Annotated in this window: 17 protein-coding genes and 1 rRNA gene; 13 read left to right on the top strand and 5 right to left on the bottom strand. The window is 63.5% G+C overall.

Features of this window, described 5'->3' with window-relative positions; all coding sequences use genetic code 11:
• Positions 1-17: 17 nt before the first annotated feature.
• From B0E48_RS14740 to B0E48_RS14700, 9 genes are all read left to right on the top strand, one after another.
• A complete protein-coding gene (locus tag B0E48_RS14740; protein WP_077518924.1) occupies positions 18-578 on the top strand; it encodes an RNA pyrophosphohydrolase in 561 nt (186 codons plus the stop codon).
• Between the two features lie 65 nt (positions 579-643).
• The gene (locus B0E48_RS14735; RefSeq protein WP_168170374.1) at positions 644-841 is read left to right on the top strand and encodes a (2Fe-2S)-binding protein; all 198 of its coding nucleotides are present in this window, start codon (positions 644-646) and stop codon (positions 839-841) included.
• A gap of 150 nt (positions 842-991) precedes the next feature.
• Positions 992-1,462: a bacterioferritin gene (gene bfr, locus B0E48_RS14730; protein WP_077518923.1), complete on the top strand. Its 471-nt coding sequence runs from the start codon at positions 992-994 to the stop codon at positions 1,460-1,462.
• A 92-nt stretch (positions 1,463-1,554) separates the two neighbouring features.
• The gene (locus B0E48_RS14725) at positions 1,555-2,307 is read left to right on the top strand and encodes a DUF6776 family protein (protein ID WP_077518922.1); all 753 of its coding nucleotides are present in this window, start codon (positions 1,555-1,557) and stop codon (positions 2,305-2,307) included.
• Entirely contained in the window at positions 2,294-2,728 is a 435-nt protein-coding gene (locus tag B0E48_RS14720) for a polymer-forming cytoskeletal protein (protein ID WP_077518921.1), read from the top strand. Before B0E48_RS14725 ends, B0E48_RS14720 begins: the two co-directional genes overlap by 14 nt.
• 43 nt (positions 2,729-2,771) lie before the next feature.
• Positions 2,772-3,140, top strand: coding sequence for an iron-sulfur cluster insertion protein ErpA (gene erpA / locus B0E48_RS14715; RefSeq protein ID WP_077518920.1), 369 nt, complete (start codon positions 2,772-2,774; stop codon positions 3,138-3,140).
• A gap of 11 nt (positions 3,141-3,151) precedes the next feature.
• Positions 3,152-4,123: an NAD(+) diphosphatase gene (gene nudC, locus B0E48_RS14710; RefSeq protein ID WP_077518919.1), complete on the top strand. Its 972-nt coding sequence runs from the start codon at positions 3,152-3,154 to the stop codon at positions 4,121-4,123.
• Between the two features lie 239 nt (positions 4,124-4,362).
• Positions 4,363-4,959, top strand: coding sequence for a hypothetical protein (locus B0E48_RS14705; protein ID WP_139350308.1), 597 nt, complete (start codon positions 4,363-4,365; stop codon positions 4,957-4,959).
• A gap of 173 nt (positions 4,960-5,132) precedes the next feature.
• On the top strand, positions 5,133-6,002 hold the full coding sequence (locus B0E48_RS14700) for a beta-lactamase induction protein (protein ID WP_077518917.1): 870 nt from the start codon (positions 5,133-5,135) through the stop codon (positions 6,000-6,002).
• Positions 6,003-6,009: 7 nt separating this feature from the next.
• Here B0E48_RS14700 and B0E48_RS14695 read toward each other — a convergent pair whose 3' ends face one another.
• Positions 6,010-7,884 carry an MFS transporter gene (locus B0E48_RS14695; protein WP_077518916.1) on the bottom strand — a complete coding sequence of 625 codons (1,875 nt, stop codon included), beginning with the start codon at positions 7,882-7,884 and terminating at the stop codon, positions 6,010-6,012.
• 11 nt (positions 7,885-7,895) lie between these two features.
• On the opposite strand from B0E48_RS14695, the gene B0E48_RS14690 reads away from it, so the two are divergent.
• A complete protein-coding gene (locus B0E48_RS14690) occupies positions 7,896-8,114 on the top strand; it encodes a hypothetical protein (protein ID WP_077518915.1) in 219 nt (72 codons plus the stop codon).
• A 214-nt stretch (positions 8,115-8,328) separates the two neighbouring features.
• Positions 8,329-9,021 (top strand): helix-turn-helix transcriptional regulator, encoded by a 693-nt coding sequence (locus B0E48_RS14685; RefSeq protein WP_343124612.1) that lies wholly within the window; start codon positions 8,329-8,331, stop codon positions 9,019-9,021.
• Between the two features lie 73 nt (positions 9,022-9,094).
• Here the strand turns inward: B0E48_RS14685 and glyS are convergent, their stop codons facing one another.
• Both glyS and glyQ read right to left on the bottom strand, forming a co-directional pair.
• Complete coding sequence (gene glyS / locus B0E48_RS14680; protein WP_077518913.1) at positions 9,095-11,242, bottom strand: glycine--tRNA ligase subunit beta; 2,148 nt, start codon at positions 11,240-11,242, stop codon at positions 9,095-9,097.
• Positions 11,235-12,146: a glycine--tRNA ligase subunit alpha gene (gene glyQ, locus B0E48_RS14675; RefSeq protein WP_077518912.1), complete on the bottom strand. Its 912-nt coding sequence runs from the start codon at positions 12,144-12,146 to the stop codon at positions 11,235-11,237. The genes glyS and glyQ overlap by 8 nt, the downstream gene beginning before the upstream one ends.
• A 98-nt stretch (positions 12,147-12,244) precedes the next feature.
• Between glyQ and B0E48_RS14670 the strand changes: the two genes are divergently transcribed.
• Both B0E48_RS14670 and B0E48_RS14665 read left to right on the top strand, forming a co-directional pair.
• Positions 12,245-14,062, top strand: a complete 1,818-nt coding sequence (locus B0E48_RS14670) for a GspE/PulE family protein (protein WP_077518911.1) — start codon at positions 12,245-12,247, stop codon at positions 14,060-14,062.
• A 32-nt stretch (positions 14,063-14,094) separates the two neighbouring features.
• Positions 14,095-14,832, top strand: a complete 738-nt coding sequence (locus tag B0E48_RS14665) for a glutamine amidotransferase (RefSeq protein WP_077518910.1) — start codon at positions 14,095-14,097, stop codon at positions 14,830-14,832.
• 5 nt (positions 14,833-14,837) lie between these two features.
• Here B0E48_RS14665 and B0E48_RS14660 read toward each other — a convergent pair whose 3' ends face one another.
• Both B0E48_RS14660 and rrf read right to left on the bottom strand, forming a co-directional pair.
• A complete protein-coding gene (locus B0E48_RS14660) occupies positions 14,838-15,521 on the bottom strand; it encodes a rhomboid family intramembrane serine protease (RefSeq protein WP_077518909.1) in 684 nt (227 codons plus the stop codon).
• Positions 15,522-15,713: 192 nt separating this feature from the next.
• Positions 15,714-15,827 (bottom strand): 5S ribosomal RNA (rrf, locus tag B0E48_RS14655).
• Between the last annotated feature and the right edge of the window lie 3 nt (positions 15,828-15,830).

Here is a 15,830-nt window from a genome sequence, read left to right as displayed (position 1 = left end):
TCGCTCCAGGAGGCGACATGATTGATGTTGATGGCTATCGTCCGAACGTAGGCATCGTTCTGCTCAATGCAGACGGGCAACTGTTCTGGGCGCGCCGGGTCAATCGTGACGGTTGGCAGTTTCCGCAGGGCGGCATGCGCTCGGACGAAACACCGCTGGAAGCCATGTACCGCGAGCTGGAAGAGGAAACCGGGCTGGCGCCGCACCACGTGGAAGTGATCACCGCCACCCATGGCTGGCTTCGCTACCGCTTGCCCAGCCGCTATGTGCGCCATCACCAGCGGCCTACCTGTATCGGCCAGAAGCAGGTGTGGTTCCTGCTCAAGCTGGTCGCCAGCGAGGAAGAACTGAAGCTGGATGCCTGCGACAAGCCGGAGTTCGACATCTGGCGCTGGGTGGATTTCTGGTACCCGGCCGCGCACGTGGTCAACTTCAAGCGGCAAGTCTACGAGCGCGCGCTGCGCCACTTTGCGCCGCTGGTGGAGGGCCTGTTCGGTGTCGAACTGGGCAGCCTGCCGCCGCGGGATAGCACCGATACGCCGCCCACCCCGCCGCGCGACGGCTGCAAGGCTGCCTGAACTGGCGGCGACCATCGCCCCCTTGATTGTTGACAATCATTCGCATTCGCGTTCTTATACGCGCCATGTACATCTGCCTGTGCAATGCCGTCACCGACCATGACATCCGCCGCGAAGCGGCCGACGGTGTGCATACCTTTGCCGAATTGCAGGCACGCACTGGCTGCTCGGATTGCTGCGGCTCCTGCGAACAGGAAGCCCGCGCCACGCTGAACCAGGCGGTCGCACACACGCTCAGCCAACTGCCGATCCTTACAGCCTGAGCTTCACTCTCCCGCGAAACGAATTCGTCGTGACCGGCTCGCCGTACACGGTTCGCCTGTGCTGGCAAACCATTGCCATTCGCATTCCATCAGCGCGTACGCGAAGTTTGTATAGTGGCGATCCCACCCACTCGGCAGCCGGAGAGCCCCATGAAAGGTGATGCGAAAGTCATCGAGTTCCTCAACAAGGTGCTCTACAACGAACTGACCGCGATCAACCAGTATTTCCTGCATTACCGGATGCTCAAGGACTGGGGCTACACCGAACTGGCCGAGCACGAATACAAGGAATCGATCGAGGAGATGAAGCACGCCGATCATCTGATCGAGCGCATCCTGTTCCTCGACGGCCTGCCGAACCTGCAGCACTTGGGCAAGCTGCGTATCGGCGAAAACGCGCTGGAATCGATGCAGGGCGACCTGGATCTGGAACTGGCCGCGGTGGTCGATCTGCGCGCCGCCATCGCGCACAGCGAAGGCATTGCCGACTACATCAGCCGCGACCTGTTCAAGGACATCCTGCACGACGAGGAAGAACACATCGACTGGCTGGAAACCCAGTTCAGCCTGATCAAGGACATCGGCGCGGAGCGCTACCTGCAGAGCAAGATGCAGAGCTGAGCTGCCCCACCGGCGCGCCGAAGCGTGCGCCGGTTCCTTGACGCTTTCGTCACGGCAGGGCTATACCTTCGCTTTTCCCCGGAACGGCCTGCATGGCTTCACGACCCCCACCGCGCTTTGTGGTGCGCCGGCATGATGATGCCGGCTCGCGCCGGCGTTGGCTGTGGCTGGGTTCGGCGTGGCTGATCAGCCTGCTGCTGACCGGCTTGCTGGTCGGTCTGCTGGCCCGGCATGCCAGTCCGGCGGCCACCGATCAGCGCCAGCAGCATGCACTCAACGCACAGATCGATGATCTCAAGCAGCAGGTCGCGAACCTGCAGCGCGCGGCCCAGGTCAATGACGTCGCCACCCGCTCGCTGCGCGGCACCCTGGCCCAGCGCGAGGAAGAACTCAGCGGCCTGCGCGCCGACCTGGGCTTCTATTCACGACTGGTCGGCGGCGACGCCCAGCGCGCCGGCCTGAAACTGCAGGAAGTGAAGCTGCAGCCGATCACCGGTTCGCACGGCTGGAACCTCACCCTCAGCCTGACCCAGAACGCCAAGCGCGACGAGGAAACCGTCGGCAATGCGCTGGTCAGCGTGGAGGGCTTGCGCGGCGACAAGGTGGTCACGCTCGACTGGCCGGCACTCGGCGATGTCGCGCAGAAGAACGGCCTGCCGTTCCATTTCGTCTATTTCCAGCAGCTGCACGGCACCTTCGTGCTGCCGGCGGATTTCCGCCCGACGCGGCTGCACATTCTTATTCAGCCCAGCAGCGGCGATCCGGTTGACCGGACCGTCGCCTGGGGCGCTGCGCTGAGCGGCGACATCACCACAGCCCAAGGGGACCAAGATGCTCAACCGTAAGCGCAACGAGCGCAGCAACGCCAGCCACGAAACCAGCCTGATCGCCCGCGGCACGGTGATCCGCGGTGACCTGCGCTTCAGCGGTGCGCTGCATCTGGATGGGCGCATCGAAGGCACCGTGTTCGCCGAAGGCGAGGACGCGATGCTGACGCTCAGCGAGCACGGCCAGGTGCAGGGCGAGATCCGCGTGCCGCATGCGGTGATCAATGGCCATGTCACCGGCGACGTGCACATCAGCGCCCGGCTGGAACTGGCGGCGCAGGCACGCATCGATGGCGACCTGCGCTATCACACGCTGGAAATGGCCGCCGGCGCCCAAGTCAACGGACGCATCTCGCGCCAGGCAGAAGAAACGCCACGCGAACTGCCGGCCCCTGAAGTCGCAGCTACGGATCTGCTCGACGACGCCATGCCGGCCTAAGCGGTATGCTTGCATCAACCGGCAACGCCCCCACTTGAACGTCATGGAAACTCTGCTCTCGATCCCCGATTACCGCAGCAGCGGCGCACCGCTGCTGTTCACCGCGGCCGCTGCGCACAAGGTGCACGAGCTGATTGCCGAAGAGGGCAACCCGGCACTGAAGCTGCGCGTGTACATCAGCGGCGGTGGTTGCTCGGGTTTCCAGTACGGCTTCACTTTCGACGAGGCCCAGGCCGAAGACGACTTTGCAGTCGAACGCGAGGGCGTGACCCTGCTGTGCGATCCGCTGTCGCTGCAGTACCTCACCGGCGCGCAGATCGATTACGCCGAGAACCTCAGCGGCGCGCAATTCGTGATCAGCAACCCGAACGCCAAGACCACCTGCGGCTGCGGCTCCTCGTTCTCCACCTGAAAGGCCGTCCGATGGACCGGGCCAAACTGCCGCCTCCGAATACCTTCGCCGGACTCAGCCTGGTGCTCGACCGGGTCGCCGAGCGGCGGGATGATTCAGGCTGGATTGCCGAACAGGCACGCTCCACCCAGGCACGCTATTTGTTGCTGGACACCGCTGGCGAAGCATTCCTGCAGGGCGATCACGAGGCACTGCGCTGGCTCGACGTCGGCGAGCGCGAACGCTGGCTCGACGACTTGCCGACCAGTCTGCTCGGCATCGCCGATGGGCGCCCGCACTTCCTGCTGGTGCTGGACGACCCGGCGCGCATCACGACATTGGAAACCGCACTCGACGCGCGCCGCGTGAGTCTGCGCGCCGCCGGCTTGCTGCTGCCGGCACATGAGGCCGGGCTGTTCGCCTACGCCAAGGGCCTGTCCCATTGGCAACGCGAGACGCGCCACTGCACGCGTTGCGGCTTCCCGCTGCAACTGGTCGCCGCCGGTCACCGTGGGCAGTGCACGAATCCGGACTGCGGCCACCTGCATTTCCCACGCACCGATGCCGCCGTGATCATGCTGGTCGAACACGAAGGCGCTTGCCTGCTCGGTCGCCAGGCCAGTTGGCCACCGGGCCGCTATTCCACACTGGCCGGTTTCGTCGAGCCAGGTGAATCGCTGGAAGATGCGGTGCGTCGCGAAGTGGCCGAAGAGTCCGGTGTCATCGTCGACGAGGTGCACTATCACTCCTCGCAGCCGTGGCCGATGCCCGCCTCGCTGATGGTCGGCTTCATCGCCACCGCACGCTCGCGACAGATCGTAATGCGCGACCACGAACTGGAAGACGCGCGCTGGTTCACTCCACAGCAAATCGTCGACGGCATCGCCGATGGCAGCTTCCTGCCATCCACCGCCCTGTCGGTGTCGTATCAATTGCTGGCGTACTGGCTGCAGCAGCGCGCGGGACTGGAGCTGGCTACGCTGGTCGTCAGCAGCCCGCGCTGAGCACACTGCCAGCCACGCTACCGTAACGGTGGATCGTTCCAGGACGTTCGCAAATCACCCGCCGCATCCGGGCATACCCTGCGGTGCGCGGAAACTTTGCAGGCACCCCACGGTCTGTCGGACACCATGTGCGGCAGGGATGGGCAGACGTGCGACCGAGTCCGCAAACATTCGATGACTGGCGGGAATCGGGGCGCCGGGTTGCCACGTATGTCGTTGTGCTCGGCATGCACTTGGGCTTGCTGATCGTGCTGCTCGATGGCACCACGTCGCCTTGGCACAGGGCGCATGGCGTGGCCATTGCGCATGATGTCCTCGATATCAGATTCATCCGTGTTTCGGCGCAGGCATCGCCCGCTCGCGTATTGCCAGTCGCTGTGGCTATGACCACACCGCTGCCGGTTCGCCGGCGCCAGCGGCTGGCAGCCGCAGCGACCCCGTCTGCAGATGACCACGCTGCCGCGATAACGCCACAGCAGCCACAAGCCATCCGCTGGGAACTCCCCGCCACAGTCGATTCGCATTACATCGCCGGCGGCAATCTGCTGCATGGATCCTCCGGAGCACGCCAGTCCAACGTGCACCTGCCCGGCTCGGGCGTCGCGATCGTCCAGGGCATTCACATGATCGATCCGAAGAGGCAGGGCATCGGCGGTGTTGCGCGCAGGTTGCAAGCCTTGTTTGGCATCCCTGACCATCATTGCCTGGACGTCGATGCGTGGAGGCGGCTGTCGACACAGGAGATGCTCGATCGCCACATTTCACCGGACGAGGTGGAAACAACCGCCGCGGAGTATCACTGCCTCCCGCACGAGCATGATCCGTGGCTCCAGTGATGAGGTAACGGGCTTCTTCGAGTGGCTTGAGCGAACGCTGGATGATGCATATCCGCACCACCGCATGCCCACTCACCACACGCCAGTTGATCAACACGCAATCGGTCGGTACCCGTCTACGCATGACTGATCCGTCGCTTACAATGCAGCCACTGTCCGCGAGTCCGTCTGTCATGGCCATCCGTCTGCTTGTCGCTCTCATCGCCCTTGGTCTGCTGCATGTCATGCCGCAGCTCGCGCACTGGCGTAACGACGGCATCTTTCGCCGCTGGATAGCGCAGCTTGCAGACACCAGTGGCAGCGGTCGCGTGCTGCTGGCGCTGCTGCTGCCTACGGTGCTCTGCGCGCTGCTGTGGTGGTTGCTCGGACATCTGCCGCTGGGCGAGTTGCTGCAGTTGCTGTTTTCGCTGGCGGTGCTGCTGTACTGCTTCGGTCCGCGCGAATTCGAAACCGATCTGGAAGCGATCCTGAAGGCATCCGACGGCGCCAGCCGTGAAGCCGCCGCACAGAAACTTGCCGACGATGGTGAGTCGGTTGCATGGAATGCCGCCGCACTGGGCGTCGCGATCGCCTACGCCGCATTGCGACGGCGCTTTGGCGTGTTGTTGTGGTTCTTCCTGCTCGGCCCGGTCGGTGCATTGCTGTACCGCCTGGCGCAGACACTGGGCCGCGATGAATCCCTGCGACTCGATGCAGGCAGCCGCACGGCAGCCCGCTACGCTGCCAATGCGCTGGACTGGCCGGCGGCACAATTGCTGACCTTCACGCTGGCCGTGGTTGGCCACTGGGAAGCCGTGATCGGCGCCTGGAAAAGCTGGCACAGCCAGGCCGCGGCCACCAGCTGGTACAGCATCGGCCCGGGTTTTCTCGGCGCAGCGGCACAAGCCGACGTGCTGATCGATATCGAGGCGGGCGATGGCTACGCCGAGGAACACAGCGATCCGCTGTTTGAACTGGTGCGCCTGCGCAGTGCACTGCTGCGCGCACTGCTGGCGTGGCTGAGCGTGGTGGCGTTGATCGTGCTCGGCGGCTGGGTGAGCTGACTCCAACCTAGGCGAGGTCGCCGCGCAATTCGCGCACCCGCACTTCCAGCATCGCCGCACTGACTTGTTGCGGCGCCAGCGGCGCATCCACCACCAGTTCCACCCGGGCACGGAACCGCCGCGGCAGCCGCGCACGCCGCAGCATGGAATCACGACGACTCCACACGCTGCCCCACAGGCCACGCAAGGCCATCGGCACCACCGGCACCGGCCGGCGCGCCAGGATTTTTTCCACGCCCGGACGGAATGTCGCGATCTGGCCATCGCCAGTCAGTCCACCCTCGGGAAAGATGCACACCACCTCGCCGTCCGCCAGCGCCTCGTCGATCGCGTCATAAGCCTGTTGCAGCACGGCCGGATCTTCCTTGTAGCCAGCGATCGGGATCGCCCTGGCCGTGCGGAACACGAAGCGCAGCAACGGGATGTTGAAGATCCTGTAATACATCACGAAGCGTGCCGGCCGCCGCAGGTTCGCCATCAGCAACAACGGATCCATGAAGCTGACGTGGTTGCACACCAGCAGGGTCGCGCCCTCTTCGGGGATGTGCTGTACTCCGTCGGCGCGCACCCGATATAGCGTATTCACCAGCACCCAGGTGATGAAACGCATCAGGAATTCGGGCACCAGGCTGAAGATATAGGCGGCCACCACCACATTGAGCACGGCATCGACTGCGAAAATCTCCGCCGCACTCATGCCAAGCCGGCTCAGCAGCAGCCCGAACATCGAGGCCATCACGATCAGCAGCGCATTGATGATGTTGTTGCCGGCAATGATCCGCGACAGTTTTTCCCGCGGCGCGCGGGCCTGCACAAAGGCGAATAGCGGCACCACGTAGAAGCCGGCGAACACACCGATCGCGGTGAGATCCAGCACGATGCGCCAGCTGCCGGCCGCATGCAGGAAGGCCAGCCAGTCCAGGCCCTGCAGCACCGCCGCACCTGGCCGCGCGAAATACAGGTCGATGCCGAAGGCGGTAAGCCCGAACGCACCCAGCGGTACCAGCCCGATCTCCACCCGCTTGCCCGACATTTTCTCGCACAGCAGCGAGCCCACGCCGGTGCCCAGCGAGAACAGGGTAAGCACCAGCGTACTCACCGAGCCGTCGCCGCCAAGGTTGAACTTGGTGTAGATCGGCAGCTGCGCCACCAGCACGGTGCCGAAGAACCAGAACCACGAGATGCCCAGCACCGCGTTGAACACCGCACGATCGCTGCGCGTGATGCCGAGCACGCGCGCCGTCTCGGTCACAGGGTTCCAGTTGAATTTCAGCTCCGGCGCAGTCGCCGGTGCGGGAGGAATCGCGCGGCTCGTACTGTAGCCGGCCAGCGCCACCGCGATGGTCAGCGCTGCGGAAGCCAACGGCCCCACCCCGGCGAGCAGCATTAGCGCATTGCCCACGATCATGCCGACCAGGATCGCCAGCTGGGTACCCATCTCGACCATGCCGTTGCCACCGACCAGCTCGGTGGGCTTCAGCGCCTGCGGCAGGATCGCGTACTTGATCGGCCCGAACACGGTCGAGTGAACGCCCATCATGAACAGCACGATCAGCAGCAGCACCAGATGGTGCGTGTGGAAACCCCAGGCCGCCAGCAACATGGCGGCGATCTCGAACAGTTTCACGTAGCGGATGATCCGGGTCTTCTCGAATTTCTCGGCGAGCTGCCCGGCGGTGGCCGAGAACAGGAAATACGGCAGGATGAACAGCGCCGGCGCGAGATTCGTATACAACGAGACCTGCCGCTCTGGCAGCCCCATCTGGAACGCTGCCAGCATCACCATCGCATTGCGGAATGCGCTGTCGTTGAACGCACCCAGCGCCTGGGTCCAGAAGAACGGCGCAAACCGCCGCTTGCCCAGCAGTGCGAATTGGCTCATGCGATGCCCTGGTGAAGGAAGATCCGGGGCGGCCCGCCGGCTTCTTCGTTACCGGGGATTATGACCATGAGCAAGTCGCGGACACAACGCAAGTCGCCCCGGCATCCATAAGCACCGATTTATCGAAGCCACTGATCCTGCTGGGTGCAACTCAATGGCGCGGCCGAATACCCGACTCGACCGCGCTCGACGATTTCACGGCTGTTGCTGAAATTCGCATTACCCAATGAGCCCGCTGATGGCCAGGAACGCATGGCACAACTTGCACATCAAAAATGCTGCGCCCAATCAACCGGTGCCCACTTGCGCGACCTGATTCACCATGAACCGGCGCATGAAACTTTTGCGCGCTTGTCGCATCGAAGCACGGAGTCCAGGCTAGCCGAGCGCTCCCGCGTCGAATCCCGGAGTAAATCGCAAGTAATTACGATTTAACGCTGCGTTATGACATTCTTCGGTACTTTGCAAGCGCAACACTTCGTAACTTTATTCAATCTTCAGAATTCCTACGGCATTCGGTATTACGATATCCATGTCCCATCCCTCTCATCGCCTTGGCCGCCACCGATGAATACGCAAAAAAATACGCTTCCCACCGCCACGGGAACTTTTTCGGATCGCATTAAACTGCTGATCAAACGCGTCGGCAGCGCCACCGAAATCGCCAGAATGTGCGGATTCTCCGAAGGCGTCGTGCGCAGCTGGCGCGACGGCAATACCGATCCATCACGCGCGCGCTGCGTCACGCTTGCGCGCACTCTGGGCATCTCGCTGGTCTGGCTGGTGGCCGGCGAAGGCACGTTGCAACTCGATCCGAACGTGCCCACTCTGGATGATCAGTACAGCTCGGAAAACGTGAGCTCGCATCGACCGCGCGCGCGGCTCGGCGCGACGCAAGGCCATACCGAGAGTATGAGTATGGGCGTCGACACCCAGCGGCTGAACACCGCCATGCGCATCTTGCAGTCGGAACTGAGTCTGGCCGGCAGCCAGCTTTCCATGTCGGAGAACACCGACTTGCTGACCCAGCTCTATGAAATCCTCGGCCCGGGCGGCTCCCATGTGGACCCACTCGCCATGGTGACCTTCAATCACCGGCTGGCCGAGCGTATTCGGCTGGATCGCGGTACGGCCTGAGTCCAAGCGGCGGCGATCGACCCACAAAAAACGCGGCAGCCATCACGGCTGCCGCGTTTTTTGTGGGTCTTGTTCAGAGCAGGGCGATATCGGCGATGGCGCTGAACTGTGCCTTCAGCTGCCCGAGCAGGGCGAGCCGGTTGGCGCGCACGGCGGGATCATCCGCATTCACCAGTACGCTGTCGAAGAACGTATCCACCGGCGCCTGCAACTGTGACAGCCGCGCCAGCACGGCAGTGTAGTCACCCGCAGCCAGCGCGCCAGCCGTTTCCTGTTGTGCCGCGCCAAGGGCGGCGGCCAGCTCACGCTCCGCATCTGCCTCGAAATGCGCTGGATCAACCGTACGGCCGATCGCGGGCGCGCCGGTTTCTTCGGCCTGCTTGCGCAGAATATTCGCGACCCGCTTGTTCGCCGCTGCCAGGCTGGCGGCTTCCGGACGACGACCGAATTCGGCGACCGCGCGGAGGCGCCGGTCGAAGTCGGCCAGACTGCGTGGCTGCACGGCCAGCACGGCTTCGAACTGCGCGTTGTCGAAGCCCTGTTCGGCGTAGTAGCCGCGCAGGCGATCGAGCACGAAGTCGTATAGCTCGTCGAGCAGGATCGCCCGTCGCTCGCCGGCATGCAGGATTGGCGGCTTGCCGTCCTTGCCCGGCTTCAGGCCTGCCATCAGCGCACCATCGGGCAGCAGTTCCAGTGCCTCGGTGAAGCTGCCGCGCAGATCGAGCTCCAGACCGCCCTCGATCAGCGTGCGCGCCAGGCCGAGCGCGGCGCGGCGCAACGCGAACGGATCCTTGTTGCCACTCGGCTTCATGCCGACCGCGAAGATGCCGGCCAAGGTGTCCAACCGTTCGGCCACAGCGAGCACCTGGCCTAACCGGCCCGCGGCAATCGCATCGCCACCGAAACGTGGTTGGTAATAACTGTCCAGCGCCTCGGCCACTTCGGTCGATTCACCGTGATGGCCGGCGTAGTAGCGACCCATCACACCCTGCAATTCGGGAAACTCGCCAACCATGCGGGTCAGCAGATCGCACTTGCTCAGGCTCGCCGCACGGGTTGCAGCGCCGGCATCCACGCCGACCCGATTGGCGATCACGCGCGCCAGTTCGGCCACGCGCACGCTCTTGTCCCACAAGCTGCCCAACGCCTGCTGGTAGGTGACGCTCTTGAGCTGTTCCTGGTAGCTGGCCAGCGGCGTCTTCAGATCCTCGTCCCAGAAGAACTTGGCGTCGGCGAAACGCGGCCGTATCACCCGTTCGTAGCCCTTGCGGATCTCGGCCGGATCCTTGCTGTCAATATTGGCGATGCCGATGAAGTGCTCGGTGAGCTTGCCGTCTGCATCGAACACCGGCACGAATTTCTGGTTCGCCACCATGGTGGTCACCAGGGCCTCCGGCGGCACGCTGAGGAACTCGCGCTCGAACGTGCAGGCGATCGCCGCCGGCCACTCGGTGAGATTGGCAAGCTCGTCGAGCAAGGCATCATCGAGTTGTGGCACGCCACCGGTCTGCTTGGCCTGCTGTTCGACCTGCGCACGGATGCGCTGGCGGCGCTCCTGCGGATCAGCCAGTACATTGGAAGCGCGCATCGCGTCCAGCCAGCTGTCGGCATCGGCCACATGCACCGGCTGCGGATGCATGAAGCGGTGGCCACGTGATTTGCGGCCGCTCTTCAGTCCCAGCACACCGCCATCGACGATCTCGGCACCATGCAGGATCACCAGCCAGTGCACGGGACGCACGAAGCTGTAGTCATGATCGGCCCAGCGCATCGGACGCGGGATCGGCAGGCTTTTCAGCGCTTCTTCGATGATCTCGGGCAGCAACGCCGACACCGGCTGGCCCGGCTTCACCGCACGGAACACGAACCATGCTCCCTTGTCGGTTTCGAGCTTTTCCAGCTGTTCCACGCCGACACCGCACGACTGCGCGAAACCGAGCAGCGCCTTGGACGGCTGACCCTCGGCATCCAGCGCAGCGTTCATGGCGGGGCCACGTCGCTCGATCGTCTGCTCCGGCTGCGCCTGCGCGACGCCAGGAATATGCGCCGCCAGACGGCGTGGCGAGCAATAGGCTTTCGCCTGATCCAGCGCGGCGTCGATGCCGCGTTTGGCCAGACCATCGCAGATGCCGCGCAGAAATGCGGCGGAAAGCTCGTCCAGCGCCTTCGGCGGCAGTTCCTCGGTACCCAGTTCGATCAACAGTGGCTTGTGCTCAGCCATGAGCCGGCTCCTTCACTTGCTTGAGGCCCGGAAAACCGAGTTTCTCGCGCTGCGCCACATAGGTCTCGGCCACGCTGCGCGACAGCGTGCGCACGCGCAGGATGTAACGCTGGCGTTCGGTGACGCTGATCGCTCGACGCGCGTCGAGCAGATTGAATGTATGACTGGCCTTCATCACCTGCTCGTAAGCCGGCAGCGGCAGGTTCGCGGCAATCAGCTGGTTCGCCATCGCCTCGCACGCATCGAACCAGTGCAGCAGATCGGCCACATTGGCATGCTCGAAGTTGTAGGTGCTCTGCTCCACCTCGTTCTGGTGGAACACGTCGCCGTAAGTCACGGTGCCACGCGGGCCATCGGTCCAGACCAGGTCGTAGACGTTGTCCACGTTCTGCAGATACATCGCCAGTCGTTCCAGACCGTAGGTGATCTCGCCGGTCACCGGACGACATTCCAGGCCACCTGCCTGCTGGAAGTAGGTGAACTGGGTCACTTCCATGCCGTTCAACCAGACCTCCCAGCCGAGACCCCAGGCGCCGAGCGTCGGCGATTCCCAGTTATCCTCGACGAAGCGCAGGTCGTGCACCAGCGGATCGAGGCCGAGTTCCTTCAGCGAGCCGATGTACAGCTCGAGAATGTTTTCCGGGTTCGGCTTCATCACTACCTGGTATTGGTAGTAATGCTGCAGGCGGTTCGGATTCTCGCCGTAGCGGCCATCGGTGGGACGACGCGACGGCTGCACATAGGCGGCGGCCCACGGCTCGGGACCGAGTGCGCGCAGGAAGGTGGCGGGGTGGAACGTGCCGGCGCCGACCTCGGTGTCGAGCGGCTGCAGCAACACACAGCCCTGCGCCGCCCAATAGCGGTTGAGGGTCTGGATCACATCCTGGAAGGTGCGCGCGGACATGGCTTTCCGTGACCTTGGGTAAAGCGCGTTAGTATAGCGGCAGCTTGCTTTCCCACTGGACTCCGGGCCGGCAAAAGCACTACGGGGGTTACATCCGGATGGCTGCATCACCACAAATCGCATCCCTGCTGGGCCGGCGTGGCCGACTGGAACTGGACGATCTGCTGGCCGCCCTGGTGGTCGACGGTTACCTGCTGGCCGACGACGCCAAGCAGGTGCGCATGGGCGCACGCGCCGGTCGCAGCGTGGTGGAACTGCATCCGCTGGTGTTGATCGCGAACGCCAAGATGGTGAATCAACGCGAGCTGGGCCGACCACTGAAACTGGAGGCGCTGACCGAATGGCTGGCCAGTCACGCCGGCCTGCCGTACCTGAAAATCGATCCGATGAAGATCAACGTCGCCTCGGTAACCCAGGTGGTGAGTCATGCCTATGCACAGCGTCATCGGATCCTGCCGGTGGCGGCCACCGCGGGCGAGGTGACATTCGCCACCTGCGAGCCGTTCGACGCGGGCTGGGCCGCCGACCTGACGCAAATGCTGCGGCGTGACGTGCGACGGGTAGTGTCCAGCCCGATCGACATCAACCGTTATCTGCAGGAGTTCTACGGCGTCCAGCGTTCGATCCAGCTGGCGCAGGACGCGAAAGGCAGCGACGCGTCTTCGGCAATCCTCAATTTCGAACAGCTGGTGGAACTGGGCAAGAGTGGCGAAGTCGGTGCAGATGACCGCCATGTGGTGCACATCGTCGACTGGCTGCTGCAGTACGCGTTCGAACAGCGCGCCTCGGACATCCATCTGGAGCCACGCCGCGAAACCGGGCATATCCGCTTCCGCATCGACGGCATCATGCACAAGGTGTTCGAACTGCCGTCGCCGGTGATGACCGCGGTCACGGCACGCATCAAGATCCTCGCGCGCATGGACGTAGCCGAGAAACGCCGGCCGCAGGATGGCCGCATCAAGACGCGTTCGGCCGGTGGTCGTGAGGTGGAGCTGCGCATCTCCAACATGCCCACCGCGTTCGGCGAGAAGGTGGTGATGCGCATCTTCGATCCGGATCTGGTGGTCAAGGATTTTGCCCAACTCGGCTTCTCGCCGGGCGAGGGCGCCAACTGGCGCAGTATGGTGGAGCGACCGCACGGCATCGTGCTGGTCACCGGCCCGACCGGTTCGGGCAAGACCACCACGCTGTATTCCACCTTGAAGCATCTGGCCACACCGGCACTCAATGTGTGCACGGTGGAAGATCCGATCGAGATGGTCTCGCCTGAATTCAACCAGATGCAGGTACATGCCGCGATCGATCTGGATTTTGCCGCCGGCGTACGCACGCTGCTGCGACAGGACCCGGACATCATCATGGTCGGCGAAATTCGCGACCTGGAAACTGCGCAGATGGCAGTACAGGCCTCGCTGACCGGCCATCTGGTGCTGTCCACCCTGCATACCAACGATGCGCCGAGCGCGGTCACCCGCCTGCTCGATCTCGGCGTCCCGCATTACCTGATTCAGTCCACCCTCACCGGTGTGGTCGCGCAGCGGCTGGTACGCACGCTATGCCCGCACTGCAAGCAGGAGGCCGTCCAGGATCCGCAGGCATGGACGGTACTGACCCACGGTTGGTCGATACCGGTGCCGGACAAGGTGTTCCAGCCAGTCGGCTGCCTTGAGTGCCGCAATACCGGTTTCATGGGCCGCACCGGCATCTACGAAATGATGAAACTGTCGCCGCGGTTGCGCAGTCTGATCTCGGCCGAACTCGATCTGAGCAACTTCGGCAAAGCTGCACTGTCCGAAGGCATGCGTCCATTGCGCATTTCCGCCGCCGATCAGGTCGCCGCTGGGCTAACCACGGTGCAGGAAATTCTCACCGTGCTGCCGCCGATCGAAGCCTTCGACGACACACCGCCGTAACGACGTCCATTCCACATTCAACATTGCCCTGCATGAAACCTGTCTTGATCATCCGCACCGGTCGTGCGCCGGACAACATCCGTGGCCGCCATGGCGACTTTCCCCACTGGTTCCGGCTCGGTGCGCAATTGCGACCGCAGCAACTGCAGATCATCGACGTCACCGTCGGCGAGGCGCTGCCACCACCACAGGACGTCGCTGGCGCCGTGATCACCGGCTCCGCCGCGATGGTGACCGAGCGTCTGGCATGGAGCGAGCGCACGGCCGGCTGGATTCGCAACGCGATGGATGTCGAGCTGCCGCTGTTCGGTGTCTGCTACGGCCATCAATTGATGGCGCATGCACTGGGCGGACGCGTCGATTACTTGCCCGGTGGCCGCGAAATCGGCACCCAGCCGATCGAAGTACTTGATGATGCCGCAACCGATCCGCTGGCGAGCAGCCTCCCGGCCAGCTTCCGCGCGCATACCACTCACGAACAGAGTGTGCTTGAACCACCGCGCGGCGCCGCCGTGCTGGCGCGCTCTGCCCGTGAGCCACACCAGTTGCTGCGGCATGGACCGCAGGCGATCAGCACGCAATTCCATCCGGAGTTCAATGCTGACGTGATGCGTGCCTACATCAAGCGCAAGCATGCCGACATGCAACGCGAAGGTGCGGATCCGCAGCAGGTCTTCGGCAGTGTGGCCGCTACCCCTGTCGCACGCAGGTTGTTGTCCCAGTTTGCCCGTCGGCATGGCTGGATCCACGCCGACGCGGTTTCGGGTTGATGCGTTCAGCCGCGCAGACGGCGGGCGATCGCGTCGCGCGAGAACAGGGCAAATACCACGCCGAACAGAAAGCCGCCGATATGCGCCCACCACACATAGGCGCCATAGCTCGGTCCGGCATAGCTGAACAGCAGTTGCAGCAGCACCCAGATGCCGATCAGCAGAAAGGCCGGTACGCGCACAAATTCCAGGTACAGCCCAAGTGGCAACACCAGTCCCAGCTTGGCGCGTGGAAACAATGCCACATAGGTGCCCACCACCGCCGACACCGCGCCACTGCAGCCGATGATCGGCAGGCGTACACCTGTCAGTGACAAGGCACCGATCAGATTCGCCACGATCCCGCCGAGCACGAACAGCAACAGAAAACGCAGCGAACCCAGGGCTCGCTCGCCCGGCAATCCGAAAATGGCCAGAAACAACAGGTTGCTGAGCAGATGCAGCCACGTCACATGGATGAACAGTGCTGTGAACAGCCGCAGCAGGGCAGGATCGGTCAACTGCGGCAGCAACGCCTCATGCGGGTTGAAAATGTTGGCTGGTACCGTACCCCATTCCAGCAACAACGGCCCGCGTTGCGGTACCGGCGTCAGCGCCAGTCCGACAAAACATGCCACGCAAAGCGTGACCACCAGCAAGGTTGCCCAATGCCAACGCGGACGGCGGCGTGTTTCGACGTGAACAAACAAGAGCGCGCTCCCTGCAACACCGACTGGATCGCGGCGTGTTGTCCATCATAGGGGATCGCAGATCATCGACGGCGATCGATACCGCGGCAATTCAAGCGCACACGACATCGCGTGCATCGTCGCCGCAACAATCCGGATCGCCCAAAAGAACAAACCCCCGTAGCGTGAGCTACGAGGGTTTGGGGATAAAGCCCCTGGCGGTGACCTACTCTTGCATGGCAAAGCCACACTACCATCGGCGCATGCGCGTTTCACTTCTGAGTTCGGGATGGGATCAGGTGGTACCACGCCGCTATGGCCGCCAGGGAA

This window comes from Rhodanobacter sp. C03 (assembly GCF_002001175.1).
In the GTDB taxonomy this organism is placed as follows: domain Bacteria; phylum Pseudomonadota; class Gammaproteobacteria; order Xanthomonadales; family Rhodanobacteraceae; genus Rhodanobacter.
This window is presented reverse-complemented; position numbering and strand designations above follow the sequence as displayed.